Source organism: Marinobacter excellens LAMA 842 (assembly GCF_001574445.1).
GTDB lineage: Bacteria > Pseudomonadota > Gammaproteobacteria > Pseudomonadales > Oleiphilaceae > Marinobacter > Marinobacter shengliensis.
The window spans coordinates 305,658-329,327 of the sequence record NZ_LOCO01000001.1; the positions used below are offsets into that span (position 1 = coordinate 305,658).

The window sequence follows — 23,670 nt, forward strand, 5'->3', positions numbered from 1 at the left end:
ACAGTCTACGCCTCGCCTGGTGGGAAATCGCTGACAGAAGAGTTAATCTTGCGTCATCAAAACACCGGGAGCACACCCATGACCGTCAAGCTCTATCAGTTCTGTATTTCCCACTATTCGGAGAAAGCCCGCTGGGCACTGGACTACAAAGGTGTCAACTACAAGCCGATCAATCTGCTCCCGGGCCAACACGCGCGAACCATCACCCAAATGACCGGGGCGGATTCCTCGGTGCCGGTGCTGGACCATGACGGCCAGATCGTTCAGGGTTCAGCGCAGATCGTGGATTATCTGGACCAGATGTTCCCCGACAACCCTCTGACACCGGAAGACCCCATACTTCGTGAACAAGCCCTGGAATGGGAAAAAAAGCTGGATGAACAGGCTGGGCCTGCCATTCGCACCTGGGTCTATCATTACTTTCTGCAACGGCCCAAAGTGGTGGTTCCTTTGCTCGCCGCCGGCACCCCGTTCTATAACCGGATTCTGCTCAGCCTGGCCTTCAGCCGGGTGGATGAGATCATGCGCAAGTGGATGAAGATCAACCAGAAAACGGCAGATGCGGCGCAACAGACCCTGGAGCAGCTGGTCACGGAACTGACCGACATCTACCGCCAGCGGCCCTACCTGGTGGGCGACCGGTTCAGCCGGGCAGATCTGGCCGCTGCAGCCCTGCTGGCGCCGCTATTCCAACCGCCCCAGTATCCGGTGCCCTGGCCAAAGCCCGCCCGTATTCCCAAACCGGTACAAAGCTGGCTGGAAGAGTGGCGCCCCAAACTCGAGCCGATCGAAGCCCTCTACCAGAAGCATCGCTGACGGTGTTCGTGTGTCGGAAACCGCCACTTGCGCTGACGTAATAGGACAACGTGTTTGGCGGTAATTGTGCCAAGATAGACCCTGAACAAGAACAACACCGGGTTCCTTAATGGCACTGATAGACATGATGAAGGCGGTGCTGGAAAACAGCGGCCTGCTGGCACTCTGGCAAACCGTAGCCCCTTGGCTGGCACTGGATGAGCGCCAGCTTATTTTTGTGGTAGCCACACCGATTTTTATCGGCGTTACCCTGTGGGAATACCTGAAAATCCGCCACGACCCGGCGCTGATGGATACCCGCGAGGCGGTCCGGAATTTCGCCCTGGGCGCTGGCTACCAGACCACAGAGCTGCTGTTCGCAGGCATCATCGCTTTTCCGGTTTATGCCCTGTGTTATCACTTCCGACTGTTCGACCTCGAGCTCAACGGGCTCACTGCCTTTCTGACCTTCCTGGGTGTCGACTTCTGTTTTTACTGGATGCACCGGGCCAGTCACCGGATGCGCTGGTTCTGGGCCGCCCACGTAGTGCACCACTCGTCAGAGCGGATGAACTTCTCAACCGCGATGCGCCAGAACGCCACCAATATTTTCAACGGCATGTGGATGTTCTATCTGCCGCTGGCACTGGTCGGTTTCAATCCTGTCTGGATTGGCGTGGCCTATGCGCTTTCCCTGGTCTACCAGTTTTTTATCCATACCACGCTGGTAAAGAGGCTGCCCGGCTGGTTCGAAGCTGTATTTAATACCCCAAGCCATCACCGGGTGCATCACGGCCGCAATCCCGGTTATATCGATCGTAACTATGGCGGCACGCTGATCATCTGGGATCGACTGTTTGGCACCTTCGTGGACGAAGATGCCAAGGACCCGCCCGAGTACGGCATCACCCGCCCGGTGGCCTCAAATAACCTGATTGTGCTCTGGACCCACGAATACGTGGACCTGTTCCGCGACATGCAGCAGCCAGGCGGACTATTGTCTCGACTCAAACACCTGTGGAAACCGCCGGAGTGGCAACGCCCGGCCGCAAAGGAACCCGGCCAGGACCATGCGCAAACAGACCCTGCTACTGACAACCCCTGACAACCATCAGATCAACGCGACCCTGTTTGAACCAGAGCCGTCACCCAACTGCTGCCTGATCATCAGTCACGGCATGGCCGAACATGGCGACCGCTATGCGGCCCTGGCCTCCTGGCTAGCCGACCAGGGCGTGGCGGTCATCAGCTATCACCATCGCGGCCATGGCCCGGGCAGTGGTCACCCAGGACACTACGCAGACTCGGACGGCTGGCAGAAAGTGGTGGACGACCTGAACCAGGTGGTCCACTGCGCCCGGGAACAGATGCCGGGTATTCCGGTCGCCCTGCTGGGGCACAGCATGGGTTCGTTCATTGCCCAAAGCTACGCCCAGCAATACGGCCAGAACCTGGATACGCTGATCCTCAGCGCAACCAACCGAATCCACACAGCTGAACTTCGGTTCTCGCTGCTACTGGTGCGCCTGATACGGGCGTTGCGTGGGCAGCGGCACGCCAGTAAGACCCTTGCCCGGATGACGTTTGGCAAATTTAACCGGATGTTCAAACCCAACCGCACGCCCTGTGACTGGCTCAGTCGGGACCCGCATCAGGTGGATCTGTACCTGGCCGACCCCTGGTGTGGATTCGAATGCACCACCGGGCTATGGCAAGACTTTATCCAGGGTATGCTGTCGATCAATCCCGCCCGGTGGCGCCCGGACCTGCCCGTTCACCTGTTCGCCGGCACCGATGACCCGGTGGGCGAAATGGGCAAAGGCATACGCTGCCACTTTCAGGCCATTCGGGAGGCCGGCGTGCAACAAGTCACCCTCCGGCTGTTTGAGGGCGGGCGTCACGAAACGCTGAACGAAACTAATGCTGAGGTGGTCTGGCAGCATCTGCTGCAATGCTTGCCCGGCCGAAGCCAGGGCCTCCGCCGTGACCAGGCCCTGGCAGGCTGACATCACCGGCATGGTTTCTGGCCTGTTTGGCCGCAGAGCCTGCCACCGGATACCGCTAACCTGATCAGACTTCAATGCCACCACAAGGTAATGATCAGCGTGAGTATCGAACAAGAACATTGGGTGACCAGCGGTGACCTGCTCCTGTACGCCAGAGTCGAAGGTAATCCCCAGGCCACGCCATTGGTATTGGTACACGGCTACCCGGACAACCACAGTGTCTGGGACAAGGTGACCGAGCAACTGAAAAAGGAATATCTGGTCGTCCGCTACGACGTTCGGGGCGCTGGCCGCTCCGACAAGCCTGCCAGAACCAGCGCCTATCGCATGAAGTGGCTCGCGCAGGACCTCAAGGCCGTGGCTAACGCGGTGATCCCGGATCGCAGCTTCCACCTGGTGGCCCACGACTGGGGCTCTATCCAGAGCTGGGAAACGGTGACCACCGGAGCCCTGGACGGGCGCATTCGATCCTACACCGCCATTTCGGGACCTTGCCTGGATCACGTGGGCTACTGGTTGCGGGACCAGATCATGGCACCCGGTTCCGGGGGCACCACCAAGGTCCTGAAGCAGCTGGCCAGCTCCTGGTATGTGTTCATGTTCCAGTTGCCGGTGCTGCCAGAAACCCTGTGGAAGGCCGGCCTCGACCGCTTGTGGCCGGGGTATCTTCGCAAACACGAACAGATTGCCGATGCCCAGTTCAGCGAATACCAGAAAGCCGACGGCCGCTATGGCGTCAAACTCTACCGGGCCAACTTTATTCGTAAGCTGCTGCGACCAGAGCCGAGGCTGGCAGGCTGCCCGGTGCAGGTGATCATCCCCACCCGGGATGCCTATGTGGGCCGCCAACTCACCGAGAACCTGGCCCGCTGGACCGGCAAGCTGACCCTGCAGGAACTGGATACCACGCACTGGGCACCCATCACCGAACCGGCGGCCGTGTCACGGTCGGTACGGGAATTTGTCGAAGCCCATCGCTGATATGGGCGACCGCCACAACGCAAAAGGCCGCTGAAATTCAGCGGCCTTTGAGGCAGTTGCCAGGCGGGAATCGTTCAGCGGGTGCCGTACACCACCATGGTTTTGCCCTTGACCCGAACCAGGCCCTGGTCTTCCAGCGTTTTCAGGACGCGGCCCACCATCTCCCTGGAACAACCAACAATACGGCCAATCTCCTGGCGAGTGATCTTGATCTGCATGCCATCGGGATGGGTCATGGCGTCTGGCTCCTTGCACAGGTCCAGCAGGGTGCGCGCCACCCGGCCTGTCACATCCAGGAACGCCAGGTCGCCAACCTTGCGGGTAGTCTGGCGCAGGCGAGAAGCCATCTGCTCGCCGATGAAATAGAGCACCCTCGGGTCCTGCTGGGCGATCTCACGGAACTTGGTGTAACTGATCTCCGCCACCTCACACTCGGTCTTGGCCTTGACCCAGGCACTGCGGGAATCCATGTTGTCGAACAGGCCCATTTCGCCGAAAAAGTCTCCGGCGTTCAGGTAGGCCATAATCATCTCGCGGCCATCATCGTCTTCAATGATGACGGTGACGGAACCTTTGACGATGTAAAACAGGGAGTCGCTTTTGTCACCGGCATAAATAATGGTGCTTTTGGCGGGGTAACGCCGACGGTGGCATTGGGAAAGGAAATAATCCAGGTGTTTGGTTTTCTGCTCAACCGGCTTGACGATGGTAGCCATAGTGCGGGACATGCCTCCTCAGAGTCTGGCGATTCCTGATGTTTTTCTGCCCCGCATTTCCTTGCGGGTTTCGCGATTTTTATTGTTTGCAGCGCAACTTATAACAAGAAGGTCATCTTTCGGCAACTCGAAAGCGGATACAAGATGTATCTGGGATCAATGCCTCTTTGGTCGCAAGCGGTAGCTGTCGCCACTATCAGACTGTGCTAGCATCCTCCATCAGGCTCCGGAGCAACCTTGATCACATCCGGCCATGAACCATCACCCATGGGAGAACCCGATGAAAGCAACCGTCGACTGGACCGGCAACGCCAGTTTCAGGGCTACCAGTGGCAGCGGCCACAGTGTGCAGATGGACGGCCCGCCCGATCACGGTGGCGAAAACCTCGGGCCACGCCCTATGGAAATGCTGCTGATGGGCGTGGGTGGTTGCTCGGCCTTTGACGTGATGAGCATCCTGAAAAAGAGCCGGCAAGACGTCACCGCCTGCCATACCGAACTTGAAGCAGAGCGGGCCGATGCCGTACCGGCTGTCTTTACCAAAATACACCTGCATTTTGTGGTTACCGGCCACAACCTCAAAGAGAAGCAGGTCGAGCGGGCGGTCAGCCTGTCTGCTGAAAAATACTGCTCAGCGTCCATCATGCTCGGAAAAGCCGGTGTCGAGATCACCCACAGCCACGAAATCCGCACCGCAGAGTAAGCGATTTCCGTAGCCAGCGCGCCCCATGCCGCCAGTGGGGCCACCGTAACCAAAAATGTCATTGTAGATACTATTCATTGACACACACGGTATGCATAATACGCAACTTTCTCCGCAGGTCTGCGCAAAAGGTGAGCAATTATTATGGAAACCAAACTCCAGCTGCACGGTTTCAACAACCTGACCAAATCCCTGAGCTTCAACATCTACGATATCTGTTACGCGCAGACCGAAGAGCAACGTGAAGCCTACATTGACTATATCGACGAGATGTACAACGCCGAGCGTTTGACCCAGATCCTGTCTGACGTGGTCAAGATCATCGGCGCCAACATCCTCAACATTGCCCGCCAGGACTACGAGCCCCACGGCGCCTCGGTGACCATGCTGATTGCAGAGCATGAACTCACCGACAGCGAAGCCAACAATGAGGAATCTCCGGGCCCGCTGCCCGACACCATCGTGGCGCACCTGGACAAGAGCCATGTGACCGTTCACACCTATCCGGAAAGCCATCCCCACGATGGCGTCAGCACCTTCCGCGCCGATATCGACGTGTCCACCTGCGGCCTGATTTCACCCCTGAAGGTGTTGAACTATCTGATCCACAGTTTTGACTCCGATGTGGTCACAGTGGACTACCGGGTGCGCGGCTTCACCCGTGATGTCGATGGCACCAAGCACTATATCGACCACGACATCAACTCGATCCAGAACTACCTGACCGAGGACACCCAGAACGCCTATCAGATGATCGATGTGAACGTGTATCAGGAAAACCTGTTCCACACCAAGATGATGCTGAAAGAGTTTAACCTGGATAACTATGTGTTCGGTGTGAATGCCGGCGAACTGGACCCGGCCGAAGCCCAGTCCATCGAAGACCGGCTGCGCCGCGAAATGCTGGAAATCTTCTATTCCCGCAACGTGGAATAAGCTCGTTCAGCGGTGGCATCGTGCCACCGCTGAACTTCTTCAGTTTTTTTGATCTGCCCCGCCAGAATTCTGCGTTTTCATCCTTCGTCTCTCCCCGGTTTAATAGAACCATCATCAACGAGAGGAGGACGACATGACGCTTCGCTCCCTGAAACAAATCATTCCCGCCCTGGGCACCTCTGATGGCGCCGGCGTAAAAATCAAACGCTCACTGGGTCAAAGCCAGGCCATTCGCATGGACCCGTTCCTGATGCTGGATGAGTTTGGCTCCGACCAGCCCCAGGACTATATCGCCGGCTTCCCTGCACACCCGCACCGGGGCTTCGAGACGGTCACCTACATGATCGAAGGGCACATGCTGCACGAAGACCACCTGGGCAACCGTGGCAACCTTCGTAATGGTGGCGTGCAGTGGATGACCGCCGGCCGGGGCATCGTGCATTCTGAAATGCCGCAACAGGAATCCGGTGTCATGCGCGGCTTCCAGTTGTGGCTGAACCTGCCGGCAGCCGAGAAAATGAAGCCAGCCGGCTACCGGGATATTCAGCCCGAAGACATCCCCGTGTTCAATCAGCCCGGAGCCTCGGTAAAGCTGATTGCCGGCGAGATGAATGTCAGCGGCGTGCAGGTATCCGGCGCCGTGACCGGCGGCACTACCGAACCGCTATACGCCGACATTCACCTTGAGCCCAATGCCCAGCTTTCGCTGCCCGTGGCACAGCCCCTGAACGCCATGCTGTACCTCTACGAGGGCAACGCGAGCCTGGTGACTGGTGAGGCACAAACCCAACTTCGGCTATCGGCTGCCAACCTGCTGGATGACGGCGATGAGATCCTGCTGGCGGCTGGCCCATCCGGTGCCCGGCTGCTGTTGATTGCAGGCCGCCCGATAGGTGAGCCGATTGTTCAGTACGGGCCGTTCGTGATGAATACCCGTGAGGAAATCGAGCAGGCACTGAGGGATTACCAGACCGGTCGCTTAACCGCCGCCTGAACATCAGGCGAAGGTTCGGCCCGCCATCAGGCGTTGGATCATGGGACGAATGATCAGCTCCATGGCCAACGCCATCTTTGGCCCCGGAATCACCAGCGTGTCGTGGCGTGACAGCGTGCTCTGGGGAATGGCCTGCAACAGCCAGGAAAAGTCCACCTCGTTGGAGTCTCGAAAGTGGATCACCACCATACTTTCGTCTTCACTGGGCACATCCCGGGCAATGAAGGGATTCGACGTATCCACCAGCGGTATCCGCTGGAAGTTGATGTGAGTATGGGAAAACTGGGGCACGATATCGTGCACGTAGTCCTCCATACGGTTGATGATGGTCTGTACTACCGCCTCCTGACTGTACCCCCGCTGGTTGGTATCCCGATGGATTTTCTGGATCCATTCCAGGTTGACAATGGGCACCACGCCGATCAGCAGGTCAACGTACTGGGCAATGTTGAAGCTTTCGCTGACCACGCCCCCGTGCAGCCCTTCATAGAACAGCAGGTCCGTGTCTGCCGGTAGTGGTCCCCAGGGGGTGAAGGTCCCCGGTTTATGACCGGCCTCAACCAGCTGGCGATCTTCATCGTGAACGTACTTGCGGTATCGTCCGTTGCCGGTATGGCTGTAGTCATAGAACAAAGCTTCGAGACGGTCGATATGATTGGCTTCCAGGGCGAAGTGGTTACGCTCGCCAAACTGCCCCTTGGCCGCCAGCCGGGCCATCTGTTCCCGGGTGTACCGGTGAAAACTGTCCCCCCCCACCATGGCGGCGTTCAACTCCTCGCTGGCAAACAACCGCCTGAAAATCTGGCCGGTGGTGGTCGTGCCGGCCCCGGAGGAGCCAGTCACCGCTATGATAGGGTGGCGTTTGGACATAATGAGAAATTCCCCGGATCAGGTCAGGCTGGTGAGCAGGCGTGGTTTTTCAACAACAAAGCCCTGAGCATAGTCCACACCCAACTGCCTGAGCATATCCAGAACGTCTCGGGATTCAACCTGGGAGGCAATGACTTCCCGGTTCATGTAGTGCGCCATGTCCACCATGGATCTCACCATTGCCTGGTCAGTCTGGCTCGACACCAGCTGGCTGGTGAAGGCGCTGTCAATCTTGATCAGATCCACCGGCAGGGAACGCATGAACTGGAACGAACTGGGGCCACTGCCGAAATTACCCAGACAGAACCGGCAGCCCAGTTCTTTCATTTCCATGATGAAATCGGCCACCGCCTGCACGTCGCTGATGGCAGAAGCCTCGGTCAGCTCAAACCACAGCCGTTCGATGGGCGCGTCTTTTTCACTGAGCTTCTCATAGATAAATTCCAGCAAGCTCTGATCATTCAACGAATACCCAGACAGGTTGATACACACGCCACCGACGTGTCGGGGGTCCGGCGCCTGGTCCCTCAGCCAGTCCAGCATATGCCCGACCACCCAGCGGTCCACCGCCTGCATGCGGTCATAGCGCTCAGCCATGCGCACAAAATCCTGGCCGGTTATCAGGGCGCCGCTGTCATCGTACATGCTGATCAGAATCTCATACTGGGCCGTCATCCGGGCCTCAGCATGAAGCGGTATGATCTTCTGGCAGCGCAGCAGCATGCGTTCTTCATCCGGATCCGACAGGCTGGCGACGCGCGCGGCGATCTGCTCCTGGCGGGCCTGGTCATCGGCATCCAGGGTATATTCGGCGATCTTGCCCGGCCCCATTTTCCGGGCCTGGGATAACGCCTGCTCCGAACTTCTCAGCCAGCGTTCAGCACTCACCAGAGCCGGCAACTCGGCCACCAGGCCAACGTTCGCCGACAACGTATACTGGCGGCCGCCAAAGGCAAACTCTGCCGATTCAATGGCCTCAATCAGGGCCGCGGCCACATCCTGGCCCTGCTCTTCCGCAACCAGCATGGCGAACTCATTGCCGGCCAGGCGCGCCACCGGCATGCCATCACCCACATGGCGGCACAACAGCTCTGCCACCTGTTTGAGGGTTTCATCACCAGCCTGGTAGCCAGCGGTATCATTGAGCAACCGGAAGCCACGCAGGTCCAGATGCAACAGAGTGCGGCTGTCTTCACGACGGGCCAGCTGCTGCTCCAGCATCCGTTCGAACTCCCGGCGGTTGAGCAAACGGGTCAGCTCGTCATGGGTGGATGCCCAGGACAGCTGGTCATAAACGTTGCGGACCATGCGGTCGATACTTTCATCCACCAGTGGTCGGTCGTACTGGTTATCAGGCACGATGACGCCTTTGCGCATCTGCCGGGCCAGCGCGTCCAGCTCCAGCTCAACCACCCGCATGCCCTGATGATTGACGAAGACAAAGCGGCTAAAGCCCCGGGCAATCCAGACCAGCCGGATATACTGGGGTTCATCAGGCCGGGTCTGGTCCCGCAGCCAGTCCCCGGTACGCAGCTGCTGTGACCGGTTGATCCAGCGCTGAAGGCTGCGCTGTTCCCGCTCGTTGAGGGTTTGCGGGTCTTTCTCGGCTGGTTTTGCCGGCGGCACTTCGACCATCTCAGGGGTTTTGTCGGGCCGGCGAACCAGGAAGTGCTTCAATTCATCGCGAATCTGGGATGACGGCATGTGATTGCTGGATATCGACGCCAGGCCGTCCTGGATCAGCCGCAGAAGCTCCGGCAGGTTGATACTGCTCTCCGGATCATCGGCAAAGGCCAGCAGCGAATCAATCACCGCCAGGTAGTCCTGCCAGAGCTGACTGTCTGGCCCCTGGCGAATCCAGGTCAGTGACAACAGGTCCCGCCAGCCGCCTTCCAGCAAACTGACCAGCGCCCGGGGTACCTTGCGACCGGCAATACGCTGATCAATCGCGGCGCTCACCGCCGCCTTGGACTCAGACACCTTCTGGGCACCCTCGGCCGCTGCCGTTACACGCTCGACGTTCCGGCGGTAGACCAGATTCTGCCGGTCAATCAGGGTGTCCAGCTCGGTCACCGTCTGTTCAAACACGCCGGTGTCCTGCTCGAAATCCGTGGCAATGCGCTGAACCAGCTCGTCGACCCGTCGCTGGACCACCGGGTTCAGGCGGCCACCCTTCACCCCCAGCTGGGCCAAACGGTTCATCACGCCGCGGACAGGGCTGTCCTGATCCTCAAAAAACGCCGGATCCCGCATCACTACCTTGAGCACCGGCACTTCCAGTTGGCGCATCCGGGCCTGCACATAGTCACTGAGCTTGGGGCTTTCCACGACACTTTTGAAAAAGCGATCAACGACATCCAGGGTTTGCTGCTGCTCGTCATCCAGCCGGGCTTCGCCGATTTCCTTGATCTTCTCGACCACACGCTCTTTCAGCGGGGCGGCGGATTCTTCCTGGCCCGCCGCGCGCACCTGCAACTCCTGCAATTCCCGGTGCAGTTCACCGGTCGACAGTGGGCGCGCATTGGGGGCAAAGTCCTCCCGGGGACTTTCCCCTCGGGAAACCCGGCTTGCCTGCAGGGTTGTGAGCAGATTGCGAACGGTGGAAAACGCCGTCTGGGCGGCCTGGGCGTAGCCGCGGAATTCGCCGGATAACCGGCTTTTCAGGGCTCGACTTGTGGTCGTGCCGCGGGATTCCTCGGCGGGCTGAGCCGGCCTCCCGGCCCGAGTCTCTTCTGGCCGGGTATCTTTCGGCGCGGGCGTGGGCTCGCTCTTTGGCGGTGCCTGCTCACTGAGGTATTTGGACAGGTCCAGGTCTGGCAGCACCCCATGACGAATGAGAATGTTGTTCAGTTCCCGGTACAGCGGCGCCAGTTGTTTAAGCACGGTTTGCTCAAAGGTCTTCAGGCAGATCTTCTCCACTTCCCGGGATGCCTTGAGCTGTAACAAGGCATGATGGAAGGCCTCACAGACCAGCGCCGGCCCAAGCGGGTTGTGGTGGCCGGTGCGATTGGCGATACCGAGCTTGTCCAGTCGCAGCTTGAGCTGAAGCAGGTCGCCCCGGTACTGGGTATCGGCCCGGGTGACCATTACCCGGATGGTCAGCCAGTCTTCGAACTCGTTCTTGTCGACCACAGACAACTCAGCCCCCGGCACCCCCTTCTGGGCTGGCTTCAGAGGAGATTCCAGGAACCTCGCCATATGGTGCCAAAGAATCCTCTGGCGCGCCTGGAGCTGCCCTGAGGCGTCCATATACTCGTTGGCCAACTGGTCGCTGGGTGCCTTCTGGGCAGCCTTGCGGAGCGCCTCTGCCATCTGCACGAAACAGGCATCCATCAGTGGCTCAATGAAACTGGTTACCGTTTTTGCGGACTGATGGAGAACAAACTGCACACGCTCACTCGGCGCCCGCAACGACGACCTTGCCTGATCACCACTGCTGCCGCAAAGCTGCAGCATGGCATTCAAGGCGTCGGGATTGGAGCGGGTGAAGTTTACCCCCATGGCGCCGTCGATACGCCGAACGGGACTGACGTGCAGTTCGTAACGACGCTGACCATCCGCACCGCGAAAACGAACCACCAGCTCGGACGGCTGGTTTTGATCGAACACCCGGTCCAGTTTTCGGGAGGTTTCACCGGAATAACGTATGAACAGGCCTTCGGCGCAAAAATCAGCAATCTGGCAGGGCCAGGTATTACCGCCACCTGCGTCGATCTGTGCCGCGAGTTTAATGGGCTGTCGGGTACTGCTACGACGTTCTCTCGGATCCATGAACTACCTGACCAATTGATAAGCCGGCCTGGTCGCCAATGACCGTTGCCCTGGCGAACATCCCTGAGTTAGTGGCTGTGATCTGCTGTTATGATAAAAAGAGTATAGCCAGCCCCGGAAAACAGCCAGCGAGCCTGTCACGACGAGCACCAGGGCGGAGCCGGAAAGACCATCAATCACAACGTACGGATACATGAGACAGCTTAGTCAGATCTATCTTCTTTTGCTACTGTTAACGGGGCTCCAGGGGTGTTCGACCATTGGCTACTATGGCCAGGCAGTGGGCGGCCATCTTTCACTGATGCTGCGGGGACAACCTGTGGAATCGGTTGCCCGCGACCCACAAACTGACCCTGAACTGAAACGAAAACTGTCCGTTGCACAGTCCGCACGCACCTTCGCAAATGACGTACTTCAGCTACCCGTCGGCAAGGCCTTTACCAAATACGTTGAACTGGACCAGCCCTGGGTTGTGGTCAACCTGGTTGCTGTACCCGAATTCTCGCTGGACCCTCACCAGTGGTGTTATCCCGTGGTGGGCTGCCAAGCCTACCGAGGCTACTTCAATCTGGAGCGGGCGCGCAAGGAGCAGGCCCGGTTCAACGCACAGGATTACGACACCTTCATCGGCGCTGTCACTGCCTACTCTACCCTGGGCTGGTTCAATGACCCTCTGCACACCGGTTTTACCAGCCTGCCAGATGACCGCATGGTGGCACTGATGTTCCACGAACTGGCCCATCAGGTGGTGTATATCAAGGAAGACACCGCGTTCAACGAAAGCTTTGCCACCGCCGTTGAACTGGAAGGCCTGAGAATCTGGCTGGAACAGCAGGCGTCCGAAGCCGGTTTTGACCGCGCCCTGCAGCGGCTGGAGCACCGTAACCGGACCCTGGACCTGGTCAACGGAACCAGCGCACAGCTCCGACAGCTTTATCAGCAACAACAGGTACTGGCCGCTGACGTGCTAAGGGGCCGCAAGGCAACCCTGTTGGAGGAACTGGCCCTTGCCTACGCCAAGCTATCCGAAGACTACCCGGAGCCTGGCCCTTTTGGCACACCACCGGTGCGCCTGAACAACGCCAACCTGGCTCTGTTCCAGCAATACAACCAGCATGTGCCGGCATTCCGGCAATTGTTGCGGGATCACCACTACGACTTCGGGCGCTTCTATGACTCGGTCAAGACCTTGTCCAGGGCCACGCCGGAGGCGCGGGAACAACAGCTCAGCGCCCTGTCACAACGGTTTGTAGAACACCTTTGAGTTGCGTTGGGTGTTGTAGGAGGCCAGCTTTGGCCCGGGCAAATCCTGCACCGCCGTGGGCAGAAAGCCCCGCTCCCGGAACCAGTGTTCGGTCTGGGTGGTCAGCACGAACAGTTTGCGGATACCCTGGGCCTTCGCCAGCTTTTCAATCATCGCCAGAATGTCGTCACCACGCCCGGCACGCCGGTACGACGGGTCGACCGCAAAACAGGACAGTTCACCGGTGCCTTCGTCCGGGTAGTGGTAGAGTGCGGCACAGCCAACGATCGTGCCATCCCGCTCGGCCACCACGAAGCGGTCCACTTCGGTTTCCAGCATTTCCCGGGAACGACGCACCAGGATACCCTGCTCTTCAAGGGGCTGGATCAACTCCAGAATACCCCCGATATCTTCCACCCTGGCCTGGCGGATCTGCTCGTAGTTATCCCCACTGACCAGGGTACCGGAACCGTCCCGGGTGAACAGCTCCTCCAGCAACGCGCCATCCTCAACGTAGCTGATGATGTGGGCCCGCCGCACGCCTTTCACACAGGCATCACAGGCTGCTTTGAGCAATGCCGCGTCGTGGCCGGTCACCGCATTGGTATTGAGGCGTTCCGATGCCTGGCGAGCCGACAGTTCCCGAATCAGCGAGCCGTCTTCTTCAAGCAGGCCTTCGTCATCGATGAACACGATCAGTTTTTCTGCCTGCAACGCAGCCGCTACCTGGCTGCCAACGTCCTCGTAGGACAAGTTGAAGGCATCGCCGGTGGGCGAATACCCCATGGGCGGCAGTAGAACGATGTGGCCCTGTTCCAGCAGCTGTTCGATGCCACGGGTATCCACCCGGCGCACTTTCCCGGTGTAGCCGAAATCCACGCCATCCAGGACGCCCACGGGCTTGGCGGTGACATAGTTTCCACTGGTGACCCGGATTCTGGCATTGTGCATGGGCGAGTTGACCAGGCCCATGGATAACTGGCTCTCCAGGTAGGCCCGTAATCCGCCAATAGCCTCCATAACCAGGGGCAGATGGTTATCCGGGGTGATGCGCAGGCCACGGGCAAAGGCGGACTCCAGGCCGGCGTCGTCCAGCCGGGACTGAATCTGCGGGCGACCACCGAAGGCCACCACCAGACGCACACCCAGGCTGCTGAGCAAGGCAATATCGTGGATGATATTGATGAAGTTCCGGTGCTCGATGGCGTCGCCGGGCATCGTCAGCACGACGGTTCGGCCGCGATGAGCGTTGATGTACGGAGATGAGTGGCGGAATCCGTGCAGCCATTCGTTCGATTTCAAACCTTTCTCCCCTTCCATCACAGACAGAACTGCTTGATCAGCCCGCGCAGAATGTCCACGGTTGGTTGTAATTGCGACATCTCAAGAAACTCATCCGGCTGATGGGCCTGGTCGATGGAACCAGGCCCCATCACCAGGGTTTCCAGGCCCAGCTTCTGCAACCAGGGCGCCTCGGTGGCGAAGGCAACCGCGTGGGCGGTATGGCCGGTCAGCGTTTCACACGCCTTGACCAGGGCCGCATCGGCCGGCGTTTCAAAAGGCGGTACGCCGTCGAACAGGGGCTCGAAAGTCAGATTCAATTGCCGGCGTTCTGCCAGGGGCTGCATCCGGTTGAGGATCGCCTGGCGCAGGGTTTCCATGTTCATCCCCGGCAACGGTCGCAAATCGAAGTGGAGTTCGCACTGGGCGCAGATCCGGTTCGGGTTGTCACCCCCGTGAATGCAGCCCAGGTTCAGCGTCGGCACCTGCACCTTGAAGTTGGGGTTTCGATATTTTTCCTGCCATTCCGTGCGCAGACTCAGCAGTTCCCCCAAGGCCTCGTGCATGCCCTCCAGAGCATTACGACCAAGGTCCGGGTTGGAGGAATGGCCGGACTGACCATCAAAGCGCAGCCGCTCCATCATGATGCCCTTGTGCATCCGCACCGGCTTGAGATTGGTCGGCTCGCCGATCACCGCATACCGGGCCTTCGGTTTGCCGGCCTCAGCCAGAGCCCGTGCGCCGTTCATGGAGCTTTCTTCGTCGGCGGTAGCCAGGATGATCAATGGTTGCTGAAGCGGTTGGTCGACAAAGGCTTTGGCCGCTTCAATGGCCAGCGGAAAGAAGCCTTTCATATCGCAGGTGCCCAGGCCGTACCAGCGATTGTCCTTTTCGGTCAGCGTGAACGGATCGCTTTGCCAGCGCTTGTCATCGAACGGAACGGTATCGGTATGGCCAGACAGCACCAACCCGCCCGGACCGCTGCCCAGGGTGGCAATCAGGTTGTATTTGCCCGGCATACCCGGCACTTCCAGGATTTCCACCGCAAACCCCATGGGCTCCAGCCATTCGGCCAGGGTTTTTACAACCGCCTCGTTACTGTGGTCCCAGTCCGGTGATGCGCTGCTGATGGAGGGCAGCGAAATCAACCGGGTCAGCATGTCCCGGATGTCCGGTACGGTCTGTAACTTGTCAGTGCTGTGCGCCATGGTAGCCTCCCGGCCGTTGATCTCAGTCTGCCCTGCCCCGCCGCCAGACATCAAATTGGGTGATGGCCCGAATCAATATTGGATAAGCCACCTCTCCGCCGGCAACGGTGCGTGACACTTCCAGCTCACGCTCACCCACGCTGACCAGGCGGCCTTCTACCTGATTACCGTTAGACAGCGTCACCCTGACCTGCCGCCCCAGCCAGGTCTGCACCCCTTCCAGGTCCGCCGGGTACCATTGCTGAACGCCGGGCTCCTCCCGGGGAATCACCGGTTCCAGCGCCTCCAAGGGCAACTGTGGCTCAGGGACTACCATTTCGGTCAGGTAGATGTCGGGGACCCCGGCACCGTTATAGTCAACGGGCCAGGCCGCTTCGGTCACGGATTCCGAGCGTACCGGTATTCCATAAGTTCCAGCGCCGGGCTGAATGGCAAATTGCAACTCGCCACCTTCCATCAGCCACTGTCGATAGAGCGCGAGCAACTGATCGCTACCATCGTAGCCGCGGGCTTTCAGGCCTGCCTCCATCACCGAGACAGCGTTACGGGCCCATTGGTTCACGTCCTGCCCGGTTTCCCGGGCACAGTATGCCGACAGGCGGCGCATCAGGCCGGCATCACGAAACGTAATACGAACCGGTTCAGCACTGCTCTCCAGGGTGGCCGCCAGGCCGGATAGATGAACCCGGGCGCCCGGCCATTCCGCTTCCAGGCTGCCGGTTTCTGCACTGTTGATCTCCAACCGGACCCCCTCAGGGCTCTGCTTCAGGTGCACATCACCGCGAATAGCGGAAATGCCCATGCGCATCAGGTCGCCACTGCCCAACTGCTGCCGGGGATCAGGTGCACAGGCCAGTGACACCAGCGGCGGCAGCCGCGATTGTGTCTCGGTACCCGCGGTCAGCCAGTTCCGGAACATGGTAGGCTCCAGAGCCATGCTGGCCTGCTCTGCCGCCAGCGACCAGGTCGCCGGCAGCGGTGACGGGTTGGCCAGGGTGGTCAGCAGGGTCACCGGGGAACCGGCATCAAACTCAATCAGACCCAGCTGCAACGGCTGGGTCAGTCGGAAATCTTCCCAGCGGGATTGCCTCAGGGTCACCCGCCCATCCAGAGCGGAACCAATCTGGCCTCGCTCCAGCACACCATAGCTGGAAAGCTCCGACCGCGCTTGTGCCATGCGCTGATCCGTCAGCCACCAGACGCCGGCCTTGAAACCGACAAAAGCCACGATTCCCAACGTGATCAGAAATGACAACAGGCGCTTCATCCGGTTGCTCCCGGGTCAGGTTGTTTAGTTCCGGGAAATCAGGGTACCAACGCCTTCGTCGGTAAAGATTTCCAGCAGACAGGCATGGGCAACACGGCCATCAATGATGTGGGAGGTGCGCACGCCGTTTTCCACCGCACTGAGCGCGCAGCGAATCTTCGGCAGCATGCCCCCGTGGATGGTGCCATCATCAATCAGGTCGTTGACCTGCTGGGCGGTCAGGCCGGTCAGCACCTTGTCTTCCTTGCTCTTCAGGCCGGAGACATTGGTCAGCAGAATCAGCTTTTCCGCCTTCATGGCTTCCGCCACCTTGCCGGCCACCAGGTCGGCGTTGATGTTGTAGGAGGCGCCATCCGGGCCCACACCGATCGGGGCGATCACCGGAATCACGTTGCTGCGGGTGAGCATGTCGATCACGTCGACATTAACACTAGCAACCTCGCCCACGTGGCCAATGTCGATGATCTCCGGTCGTTCCAGTTCCGGTGAACGGTCAACCACCTCCAGCTTGCGGGCACGAATCAGGTTGGCGTCTTTACCGGTCAGGCCCACGGCGGTGCCTCCCTGGGCGTTGATCAGGGATACAATTTCCTTGTTTACCTGGCCACCCAGCACCATTTCCACCACATCCATGGTTTCAGCATCGGTTACGCGCATGCCGTTCACAAAGCGGGATTTGATGTTCAAACGCTCCAGCAGCTCGCCAATCTGGGGGCCGCCGCCGTGAACCACGATGGGGTTGATACCCACCAGTTTCATCAGCACCACGTCCCGGGCAAAGCTGCTTTTGAGCTCTTCGTTTTCCATGGCATTACCGCCGTATTTGATCACAACGGTCTTGCCAGTAAATCTTTGGATATAGGGCAGGCCCCGGCTCAGTACCGAGGCCACCTGCATTGCTGTTTCACGATCCAGCGCCATGGTGATGTGCATTCCTTACTGTCAGAGAATGTGTCTTGTCAGAAGCCCGCAACCAGGTCGGGTGCGGCCTTCTGTAATTGTTCGCGGAAGACGGCTTTGATTCGTTCAAGCGCCTCGTCGGTTTCAGCTTCGAACCTGAGTACCAGAACCGGCGTGGTGTTGGATGCCCGGCACAGCCCCCAGCCATAGGTATAATCTACCCGAATGCCGTCGATGGTACTGATGTTGCCGTCACCAAATTCACCCAGTTCACCGAGGCGCTCAATGATCGCGAACTTCTCGCTTTCCGTCACCTCGACATTCAGCTCAGGCGTGCTGATATCCTCAGGGAAATCGGCAAAGACATCGTCACTGTGACGATCCTCAATACCCAGGATTTCCAGCAACCGGGCTGCCGAATACAGGCCGTCATCGAAACCGTACCAACGCTCACCAAAGAACACGTGGCCGCTCATTTCACCAGCCAACAGGGCACCGCTTTCTTTCATTTTCGCTTTCATCAGGGAGTGGCCGGATTTCCACATGATGGGCCGGCCGCCAGCTTCGGAAATCACGCCCGCCAGGCGGCGGCTGCATTTCACATCGTACAGTACGTCCGCGCCCGGGTTACGGGACACCACATCCCGGGCGAACAGCATCAGTAACCGGTCTGGCCAGATGATCTTGCCAGTGTTGGTCACCACGCCCAGGCGGTCGCCGTCACCGTCGAAGGCCAAGCCGATATCGGCGCCGGTTTCCTGCACTTTGGCGATCAGATCCTGCAGATTGGCTGGCTTGCCGGGGTCCGGGTGGTGATTGGGGAAGTCGCCATCCACCTCGCAATACAGCGGGGTTACCTCACAGCCAAGTTCCTCGATCAGCATGGGGCCGAGTTCGCCCGCGATACCATTGCCGGCATCCACCACGACTTTGAGCGGGGCAGCCACGGCGATGTCACCGACAATCCGGTCCAGATAGGCCCGGCGCACATCTTCCCGGGACTGGGCGCCCTGACCAGAGGTGAAGTCGGCGGTCTGAATACGCTGGTAAAGTTTCTGAATCGCCTCGCCAGACAGGGTTTCACCGCCCAGCATGATTTTCAGGCCATTATAGTTGGCGGGGTTGTGGCTACCGGTCACCATCACACCGGAGCCTGTCTGCAGCTGGTGTGTTGCGAAATAGAGCACCGGCGTGGGTACTGCTCCGACATGGATCACATTGCAGCCGGTGGCCATGATGCCACCGGCCAGCGCATCGGCCAGCTCCGGGCTGGAATGGCGACCATCGTAACCAACGCAGATGGAGGTAACTCCACGGGCCGAGGCCTCGGAACCAATGGCAAGACCAATCACCCTCACCACGTCGGGCGACAAGGTCTCGCCAACAATGCCCCGGATGTCATAGGCCCTGAAGATTTCAGGGGCAACCTCGACCGACGGCAGCTCGGCTTCCACTACCTCGGGGATATCCTCATCAAACAGGGCATCATCGCCACTGCCAAAACCAAGCACATCCTCGTCGCCATCGAGCATATCGATGTCGGGCATGTCCTTGTCCTGGAACAGGGGTTCTTCTTCACCGGAGGCGGGCTTTCTGGCACCGGCTGCCGATGGCTGCGGTTTTGCGCTCTCGGCGGCCTTTGCCAGCCGTTTATCAACCATCTGCGACAGGCGGAACAGCACCTCGCCAGTAGAGGCCACCATATCCCAACGGAAGGTCGGCAGTTTCACCCGCTCGCCACCAAACACCTTGTGCGACCACTGGATCAGGGCCGTCACATCCTGGCGAATGCCTCGCTGGGCGCCGCCCAACAACACCCAGACAACAATCGCGGCCGCCAGTGCCGGAATGCCGACCAGCACGGCAGCCACAATGGTATTGACCGGCGCCTCTGGCGCCCGGGCCGGCTGGAACACCACCGACCAGTCCGGATTCGTCAGGGTTCTGGCTTCAGAAGGGCCCGCCCCCCGGCCGGCGCTGACCACGGTGCGCTGGGAACCCGATGCCGCCTGCACCAGCGACAACTGGCCTCCCAACTGGCGGTTGCCAACGGTCAGAAGCGGCTGGAGCTGATCCGCGCCGTAAACCACCAGCACACTGCCCTGCACTGCATTGCTGACCGGATGTCGAACTGGCGCGGCGTACTGAAGATACCACTGATCGTTACGGGGAAAGGCGTCCGGCAATAGTGACTGCCCGTTCTCTGCCCGCCGGGCCAGCTCCAGGCCGGCAAACCCGAGCAGGCCGTCGCTGCTGCCGGTGCGGGGAATATCGCGGTAACGGAAGACAAAAACCGCCTGGGCTCCCGGCAACGCCGCCTGCAGCTGGCGCGCCAGCTCGTCCCGGTCACCTTGTTCGGCAAGCTGATTGCTCACATAGCGCTGATTGGCCAGGGCACGCACTTGTTCCTGCTGGGCGCTAAAATACTGGTTCAGCCTCTGTTGGGCGCCGTCGGCCTCAACCACCCGGGCCTGCTGGTAACTGCGCTCACCGGCGGGCACAATGACCAGGAAATGAAGCAGGGCCACCGCAACCACGCCGGCCAGAACCACCACCAGCGCCTGGTTGAGTGCTACGGTATTGAGTCGCTTGAGGCCTGACCCTGAAGATTCTGCTTTTCGCTTGTTTTTCTTTCCCGGCTTCTTTTCGGGATTGTCATCCACCGACGGCTCTTTGATTTTCTTTTTACCGAGTTTCATAGTGCTTCCCGCAATGATTTTTACGTCCCGGACAATCAGTTACCAGCAAAGTATAGACGCCGACCTGCATAAACGCTGCCAGCCTCCGGTAACCGACTCAGTGCGTTCCGGTTGAACCAAACCCGCCCTCTCCGCGGGTACTGGCGCCGAATTCAGACACCACTTCAAAGTCTGCCTGCACAACCGGCACCAGAACCAGCTGGGCAATACGTTCACCGATGGCGATGGTGAAAGCGGTTTGGCCCCGGTTCCAGCATGACACCATCAATTCACCCTGATAATCGGAATCGATTAACCCCACCAGGTTGCCCAGCACGATGCCGTGCTTGTGGCCAAGACCGCTGCGCGGCAGGATCATTGCCGCCAGCGACGGGTCGGCAATGTGCACGGATAGTCCGGTCGGAATCAGGTGAGTCTCGCCCGGCTCGACCGTTAATGGCGCATTCAGGCAAGCACGCAGATCCAGGCCGGCCGAGCCCGGCGTTGCATACTCCGGAAACGGTATGTCGGTGCCAATTCGATCGTCCAGGATTCGTACCTGCAGTTTCTTTTGCGTCATGAGTTCCCGACCTTGTTGCTGTGTTCGGCGATCAACGCCACCAATGTGTCTGCGATGGCCTGTTTGCTGTCCGGGCCAATCGCCTGCTCCCCGCTCGGCCAGAATACCGTGACGGCGTTCTGATCGCTGTTAAAGCCCAGCCCCGGGACGGACACGTCGTTGGCCACGATCATATTGAGCTTCTTGCGTTGCATTTTATCGTTGGCATAGCGGGCGACATCTGTGGTTTCCGCGGCGAAGCCCACGGTAAACGGAGGATTCTTGCGGGCGGCAATGGTCGCCAGCGTATCCGGATTGCGCACCAGCGACAGTGTCATCGCTTCGTCCGTTTTCTTGATCTTGTCGCCGGCACAGGCAGCAGGCCGGTAATCAGCCACCGCCGCCGTGGCGATAAAAATGTCGCAGCCCTCCGCCACTACCCGCTCGGCTTCCTGCAACATGTCTTGCGCCGTCATCACCGGCCGGACTGCCACGCCATCCGGCACCGGCAGGTTAACCGGGCCACTCACCAGCACCACCTGGGCGCCCGCATCTGCTGCCGCCCGAGCCAGGGCATAACCCATTTTGCCGGAGCTGTGGTTGGAGATATAACGCACCGGATCAATGGGTTCACGGGTAGGGCCGGCAGTGATCACCACCCGTTTTCCCGCCAGCGCTCCGACAGTGGCCCGGGTGGCATCAGCCAGAATCCAGCTGGCAAGGGCGTCCGGCTCCAGCATCCGGCCAGGGCCTGTATCACCACAAGCCTGCTCGCCCTGATCCGGCCCCCAGACGGTAATCTGCGGGTCTTCCGCCAGCAGAGACATATTTCTCTGGGTCCGGAAATTTTTCCACATGGCCTGATTCATGGCGGGGGCCACTGCAATGGGCGCCTCAGTGGCACAACAAACCGTGGTCAGCAGGTCATCCGCCATGCCCTGGGCCAGACGGGCAAGAAAATCCGCAGACGCGGGCGCCACCACCACCTGATCGGCCCATTTGGCCAGTTCAATATGACCCATGCCGGCCTCGGCCTCCGGGTCCAGCAGCGATGTACGCACCGGCTCGCCGCTGAGAGCCTGAAACGTCAGCGGCGTCACAAATGCCTCGGCACCCCGGGTCATCACCACCCGCACTTCAAGGCCCGCTTTCTTGAGCAGCCGGACCAGTTCGGCACTTTTATAGGCAGCAATGCCACCGGTGATTCCCAGCAGAATTCGTTTGGCAGCCATGAAGGGCTCCGTAATCCCGTAAAATGAAAGGGTTATAAGATAGCACGCCCGGGCCCGGCAGGCAGCCTGCAAGAGCACCCGTTCGTTTACCAAATGTTACTTTTTGGAGTAACCTTTGTAATTCTGAGAACCGATGCAGGATGCATCACAATCTGACACGCAAGGAAGCACAGCATGACCAACCCTGCCTGGCCAACCGATGAACGGCCCCGTGAGCGCCTTCTGGCCCACGGCCCGGAAGCCCTGTCTGACGCCGAACTCCTGGCCATTTTCCTGCGCACCGGCGCCACCGGCATGCCGGTGATGCAACTGGCCCGCCATCTGATCGCCGAGTTTTCCGGCCTGCGGGGCTTGATGACCGCCTCCCGCAGGCAGTTCTGTGAGGTCAAAGGCCTGGGCACGGCCAAATACGCCCAGGTTCAGGCCGCCATGGAGATGGCCCGCCGGGTGATGGACGAACCACTGCGCCAGGGCGATCCGCTACGCTCACCGGCCGACACCCGCCGTTTTCTCACCAGCCGGCTGGGCACTTACCCCCACGAAGTGTTCGCCGGCCTGTTTCTGGATAACCGCCACCGGGTGATCCAGTACCGGGAACTGTTTCGCGGCACCATTGACGGCGCGGCCGTGTATCCCCGGGAAGTGGTTCGCCAGGCCCTCGAAGACAACGCCGCCGCTGTCATTTTTGCCCACAATCACCCCTCTGGCGTCGCGGAGCCCAGCCAGGCGGACATTTCCCTGACCCGCAGACTGAAAGAAGCGCTCGGACTGGTGGATATCAGGGTTCTTGACCATATGGTTATCGGCCATGGTGAGGTAATATCCCTGGCTGAAAGAGGGTTGATGTAGCTGCAGCAGGGTCGATTCCGGAAAACTGGCCAAATTCCCAACAATTTTTTGCGTTGGTCGGCCAGTTCTGGTATAAAAGCGTCCCTTTCTGGCGGCGTCTGGCGAGCAGCGTTCAGTTTAGAGGCGCGAACCGGTGGCAGTTATTGCTCCGGAGCAACCAGAGACGCATTAAAAAACGAATTCGTATTGATAGACCATTGCTCAGGTCGGAGGCAAGTATGTCCAGAGTTTGTCAGGTTACCGGTAAGCGTCCGGTTACCGGTAACAATGTATCCCACGCGATGAACCACACTCGTCGTCGTTTTCTGCCGAATCTGCAGAACCACCGTTTCTGGGTTGAGACCGAGAAGCGTTTCGTGAAGCTGCGCGTTTCCACCAAGGGCATGCGCATCATCGACAAAAAAGGCATCGACGCTGTGCTGGCCGATCTTCGTGCCCGCGGCGAGAAAGTTTAAGGAGCCGCATCATGCGCGAGAAAATCAAGCTGGTTTCATCAGCAGGCACTGGTCACTTCTACACGACCAAAAAGAACAAGCGTAACACTCCGGAAAAAATCGAGATCAAAAAGTACGATCCGGTTGTCCGCAAGCACGTTGCGTACAAGGAAGCCAAGATCAAGTAATTGATCCTGCCTCCACAAAAAAACCCGGCCAGCGAGCCGGGTTTTTTTATACCTGAGCA

The 23,670-nt window shown here is 59.4% G+C and carries 21 protein-coding genes; 11 read left to right on the forward strand and 10 right to left on the reverse strand.

Annotation, left to right across the window (positions count from 1 at the left end):
- Positions 1–78: 78 nt before the first annotated feature.
- The 4 genes from J122_RS01385 to J122_RS01400 all read left to right on the forward strand — a co-directional run bounded on the left by J122_RS01385 (position 79) and on the right by J122_RS01400 (position 3,782).
- Positions 79–816 carry a glutathione S-transferase family protein gene (locus J122_RS01385; RefSeq protein WP_061330808.1) on the forward strand — a complete coding sequence of 246 codons (738 nt, stop codon included), beginning with the start codon at positions 79–81 and terminating at the stop codon, positions 814–816.
- A 109-nt stretch (positions 817–925) separates the two neighbouring features.
- Positions 926–1,900 carry a sterol desaturase family protein gene (locus J122_RS01390; RefSeq protein WP_061330809.1) on the forward strand — a complete coding sequence of 325 codons (975 nt, stop codon included), beginning with the start codon at positions 926–928 and terminating at the stop codon, positions 1,898–1,900.
- Positions 1,866–2,801, forward strand: coding sequence for an alpha/beta fold hydrolase (locus J122_RS01395; RefSeq protein ID WP_061330810.1), 936 nt, complete (start codon positions 1,866–1,868; stop codon positions 2,799–2,801). Before J122_RS01390 ends, J122_RS01395 begins: the two co-directional genes overlap by 35 nt.
- A 90-nt stretch (positions 2,802–2,891) precedes the next feature.
- On the forward strand, positions 2,892–3,782 hold the full coding sequence (locus tag J122_RS01400) for an alpha/beta fold hydrolase (protein ID WP_061330811.1): 891 nt from the start codon (positions 2,892–2,894) through the stop codon (positions 3,780–3,782).
- Between the two features lie 74 nt (positions 3,783–3,856).
- Here J122_RS01400 and crp read toward each other — a convergent pair whose 3' ends face one another.
- The gene (gene crp / locus J122_RS01405; protein WP_007153756.1) at positions 3,857–4,498 is read right to left on the reverse strand and encodes a cAMP-activated global transcriptional regulator CRP; all 642 of its coding nucleotides are present in this window, start codon (positions 4,496–4,498) and stop codon (positions 3,857–3,859) included.
- 280 nt (positions 4,499–4,778) lie between these two features.
- Here crp and J122_RS01410 point away from each other — a divergent pair, with 280 nt between their 5' ends.
- From J122_RS01410 to J122_RS01420, 3 genes are all read left to right on the forward strand, one after another.
- Entirely contained in the window at positions 4,779–5,201 is a 423-nt protein-coding gene (locus J122_RS01410) for an OsmC family protein (RefSeq protein ID WP_061330945.1), read from the forward strand.
- 144 nt (positions 5,202–5,345) lie between these two features.
- Entirely contained in the window at positions 5,346–6,137 is a 792-nt protein-coding gene (gene speD, locus J122_RS01415) for an adenosylmethionine decarboxylase (RefSeq protein ID WP_061330812.1), read from the forward strand.
- Positions 6,138–6,270: 133 nt separating this feature from the next.
- Complete coding sequence (locus tag J122_RS01420) at positions 6,271–7,131, forward strand: pirin family protein (protein WP_061330813.1); 861 nt, start codon at positions 6,271–6,273, stop codon at positions 7,129–7,131.
- Between the two features lie 3 nt (positions 7,132–7,134).
- Here J122_RS01420 and J122_RS01425 read toward each other — a convergent pair whose 3' ends face one another.
- Positions 7,135–8,001, reverse strand: coding sequence for a phosphoribulokinase (locus J122_RS01425; RefSeq protein ID WP_061330814.1), 867 nt, complete (start codon positions 7,999–8,001; stop codon positions 7,135–7,137).
- 18 nt (positions 8,002–8,019) lie between these two features.
- Positions 8,020–11,772, reverse strand: a complete 3,753-nt coding sequence (locus J122_RS01430) for a DUF1631 family protein (RefSeq protein ID WP_061330815.1) — start codon at positions 11,770–11,772, stop codon at positions 8,020–8,022.
- Between the two features lie 193 nt (positions 11,773–11,965).
- On the opposite strand from J122_RS01430, the gene J122_RS01435 reads away from it, so the two are divergent.
- The gene (locus J122_RS01435; protein WP_061330816.1) at positions 11,966–13,036 is read left to right on the forward strand and encodes an aminopeptidase; all 1,071 of its coding nucleotides are present in this window, start codon (positions 11,966–11,968) and stop codon (positions 13,034–13,036) included.
- On the opposite strand, the gene argA is transcribed toward J122_RS01435, so the two are convergent.
- From argA to coaBC, 7 genes are all read right to left on the reverse strand, one after another.
- Entirely contained in the window at positions 13,010–14,317 is a 1,308-nt protein-coding gene (argA, locus tag J122_RS01440; protein WP_061330946.1) for an amino-acid N-acetyltransferase, read from the reverse strand. The two genes, J122_RS01435 and argA, sit on opposite strands and share 27 nt — an antisense overlap.
- A 17-nt stretch (positions 14,318–14,334) precedes the next feature.
- Positions 14,335–15,504, reverse strand: a complete 1,170-nt coding sequence (gene argE / locus J122_RS01445; RefSeq protein ID WP_061330817.1) for an acetylornithine deacetylase — start codon at positions 15,502–15,504, stop codon at positions 14,335–14,337.
- Positions 15,505–15,526: 22 nt separating this feature from the next.
- Positions 15,527–16,771 carry a hypothetical protein gene (locus tag J122_RS01450; protein ID WP_061330818.1) on the reverse strand — a complete coding sequence of 415 codons (1,245 nt, stop codon included), beginning with the start codon at positions 16,769–16,771 and terminating at the stop codon, positions 15,527–15,529.
- 24 nt (positions 16,772–16,795) lie between these two features.
- Positions 16,796–17,692, reverse strand: coding sequence for an acetylglutamate kinase (gene argB / locus J122_RS01455; RefSeq protein ID WP_058091499.1), 897 nt, complete (start codon positions 17,690–17,692; stop codon positions 16,796–16,798).
- 38 nt (positions 17,693–17,730) lie between these two features.
- A complete protein-coding gene (locus tag J122_RS25985) occupies positions 17,731–20,370 on the reverse strand; it encodes a phosphomannomutase/phosphoglucomutase (RefSeq protein ID WP_061330819.1) in 2,640 nt (879 codons plus the stop codon).
- Positions 20,371–20,467: 97 nt separating this feature from the next.
- Positions 20,468–20,929 carry a dUTP diphosphatase gene (dut, locus tag J122_RS01465; protein ID WP_058091501.1) on the reverse strand — a complete coding sequence of 154 codons (462 nt, stop codon included), beginning with the start codon at positions 20,927–20,929 and terminating at the stop codon, positions 20,468–20,470.
- Positions 20,926–22,140, reverse strand: coding sequence for a bifunctional phosphopantothenoylcysteine decarboxylase/phosphopantothenate--cysteine ligase CoaBC (gene coaBC, locus J122_RS01470; RefSeq protein WP_061330820.1), 1,215 nt, complete (start codon positions 22,138–22,140; stop codon positions 20,926–20,928). Before coaBC ends, dut begins: the two co-directional genes overlap by 4 nt.
- A gap of 174 nt (positions 22,141–22,314) precedes the next feature.
- On the opposite strand from coaBC, the gene radC reads away from it, so the two are divergent.
- The 3 genes from radC (at position 22,315) to rpmG (ending at position 23,611) form a co-directional block, all read left to right on the forward strand.
- A complete protein-coding gene (gene radC / locus J122_RS01475) occupies positions 22,315–22,989 on the forward strand; it encodes a RadC family protein (RefSeq protein ID WP_061330821.1) in 675 nt (224 codons plus the stop codon).
- Positions 22,990–23,207: 218 nt separating this feature from the next.
- Positions 23,208–23,444, forward strand: coding sequence for a 50S ribosomal protein L28 (gene rpmB, locus J122_RS01480; protein WP_058091504.1), 237 nt, complete (start codon positions 23,208–23,210; stop codon positions 23,442–23,444).
- Between the two features lie 11 nt (positions 23,445–23,455).
- The gene (gene rpmG, locus J122_RS01485; protein ID WP_008173465.1) at positions 23,456–23,611 is read left to right on the forward strand and encodes a 50S ribosomal protein L33; all 156 of its coding nucleotides are present in this window, start codon (positions 23,456–23,458) and stop codon (positions 23,609–23,611) included.
- Positions 23,612–23,670 lie beyond the last annotated feature (59 nt).

Excerpts from the sequence above, each read along its gene's own strand:
- J122_RS25985 (WP_061330819.1), bottom strand. The coding sequence starts at position 20,370 with ATGAAACTCGGTAAAAAGAAAATCAAAGAGCCGTCGGTGGATGACAAT.
- J122_RS01420 (WP_061330813.1), top strand. The coding sequence starts at position 6,271 with ATGACGCTTCGCTCCCTGAAACAAATCATTCCCGCCCTGGGCACCTCT.
- J122_RS01410 (WP_061330945.1), top strand. The coding sequence starts at position 4,779 with ATGAAAGCAACCGTCGACTGGACCGGCAACGCCAGTTTCAGGGCTACC.
- J122_RS01450 (WP_061330818.1), bottom strand. The coding sequence starts at position 16,771 with ATGAAGCGCCTGTTGTCATTTCTGATCACGTTGGGAATCGTGGCTTTT.
- rpmB (WP_058091504.1), top strand. The coding sequence starts at position 23,208 with ATGTCCAGAGTTTGTCAGGTTACCGGTAAGCGTCCGGTTACCGGTAAC.
- J122_RS01390 (WP_061330809.1), top strand. The coding sequence starts at position 926 with ATGGCACTGATAGACATGATGAAGGCGGTGCTGGAAAACAGCGGCCTG.
- J122_RS01430 (WP_061330815.1), bottom strand. The coding sequence starts at position 11,772 with ATGGATCCGAGAGAACGTCGTAGCAGTACCCGACAGCCCATTAAACTC.
- crp (WP_007153756.1), bottom strand. The coding sequence starts at position 4,498 with ATGGCTACCATCGTCAAGCCGGTTGAGCAGAAAACCAAACACCTGGAT.
- J122_RS01385 (WP_061330808.1), top strand. The coding sequence starts at position 79 with ATGACCGTCAAGCTCTATCAGTTCTGTATTTCCCACTATTCGGAGAAA.
- J122_RS01435 (WP_061330816.1), top strand. The coding sequence starts at position 11,966 with ATGAGACAGCTTAGTCAGATCTATCTTCTTTTGCTACTGTTAACGGGG.
- radC (WP_061330821.1), top strand. The coding sequence starts at position 22,315 with ATGACCAACCCTGCCTGGCCAACCGATGAACGGCCCCGTGAGCGCCTT.
- rpmG (WP_008173465.1), top strand. The coding sequence starts at position 23,456 with ATGCGCGAGAAAATCAAGCTGGTTTCATCAGCAGGCACTGGTCACTTC.
- argE (WP_061330817.1), bottom strand. The coding sequence starts at position 15,504 with ATGGCGCACAGCACTGACAAGTTACAGACCGTACCGGACATCCGGGAC.
- dut (WP_058091501.1), bottom strand. The coding sequence starts at position 20,929 with ATGACGCAAAAGAAACTGCAGGTACGAATCCTGGACGATCGAATTGGC.
- J122_RS01425 (WP_061330814.1), bottom strand. The coding sequence starts at position 8,001 with ATGTCCAAACGCCACCCTATCATAGCGGTGACTGGCTCCTCCGGGGCC.
- argB (WP_058091499.1), bottom strand. The coding sequence starts at position 17,692 with ATGGCGCTGGATCGTGAAACAGCAATGCAGGTGGCCTCGGTACTGAGC.
- speD (WP_061330812.1), top strand. The coding sequence starts at position 5,346 with ATGGAAACCAAACTCCAGCTGCACGGTTTCAACAACCTGACCAAATCC.
- coaBC (WP_061330820.1), bottom strand. The coding sequence starts at position 22,140 with ATGGCTGCCAAACGAATTCTGCTGGGAATCACCGGTGGCATTGCTGCC.
- J122_RS01400 (WP_061330811.1), top strand. The coding sequence starts at position 2,892 with ATGATCAGCGTGAGTATCGAACAAGAACATTGGGTGACCAGCGGTGAC.
- J122_RS01395 (WP_061330810.1), top strand. The coding sequence starts at position 1,866 with ATGCGCAAACAGACCCTGCTACTGACAACCCCTGACAACCATCAGATC.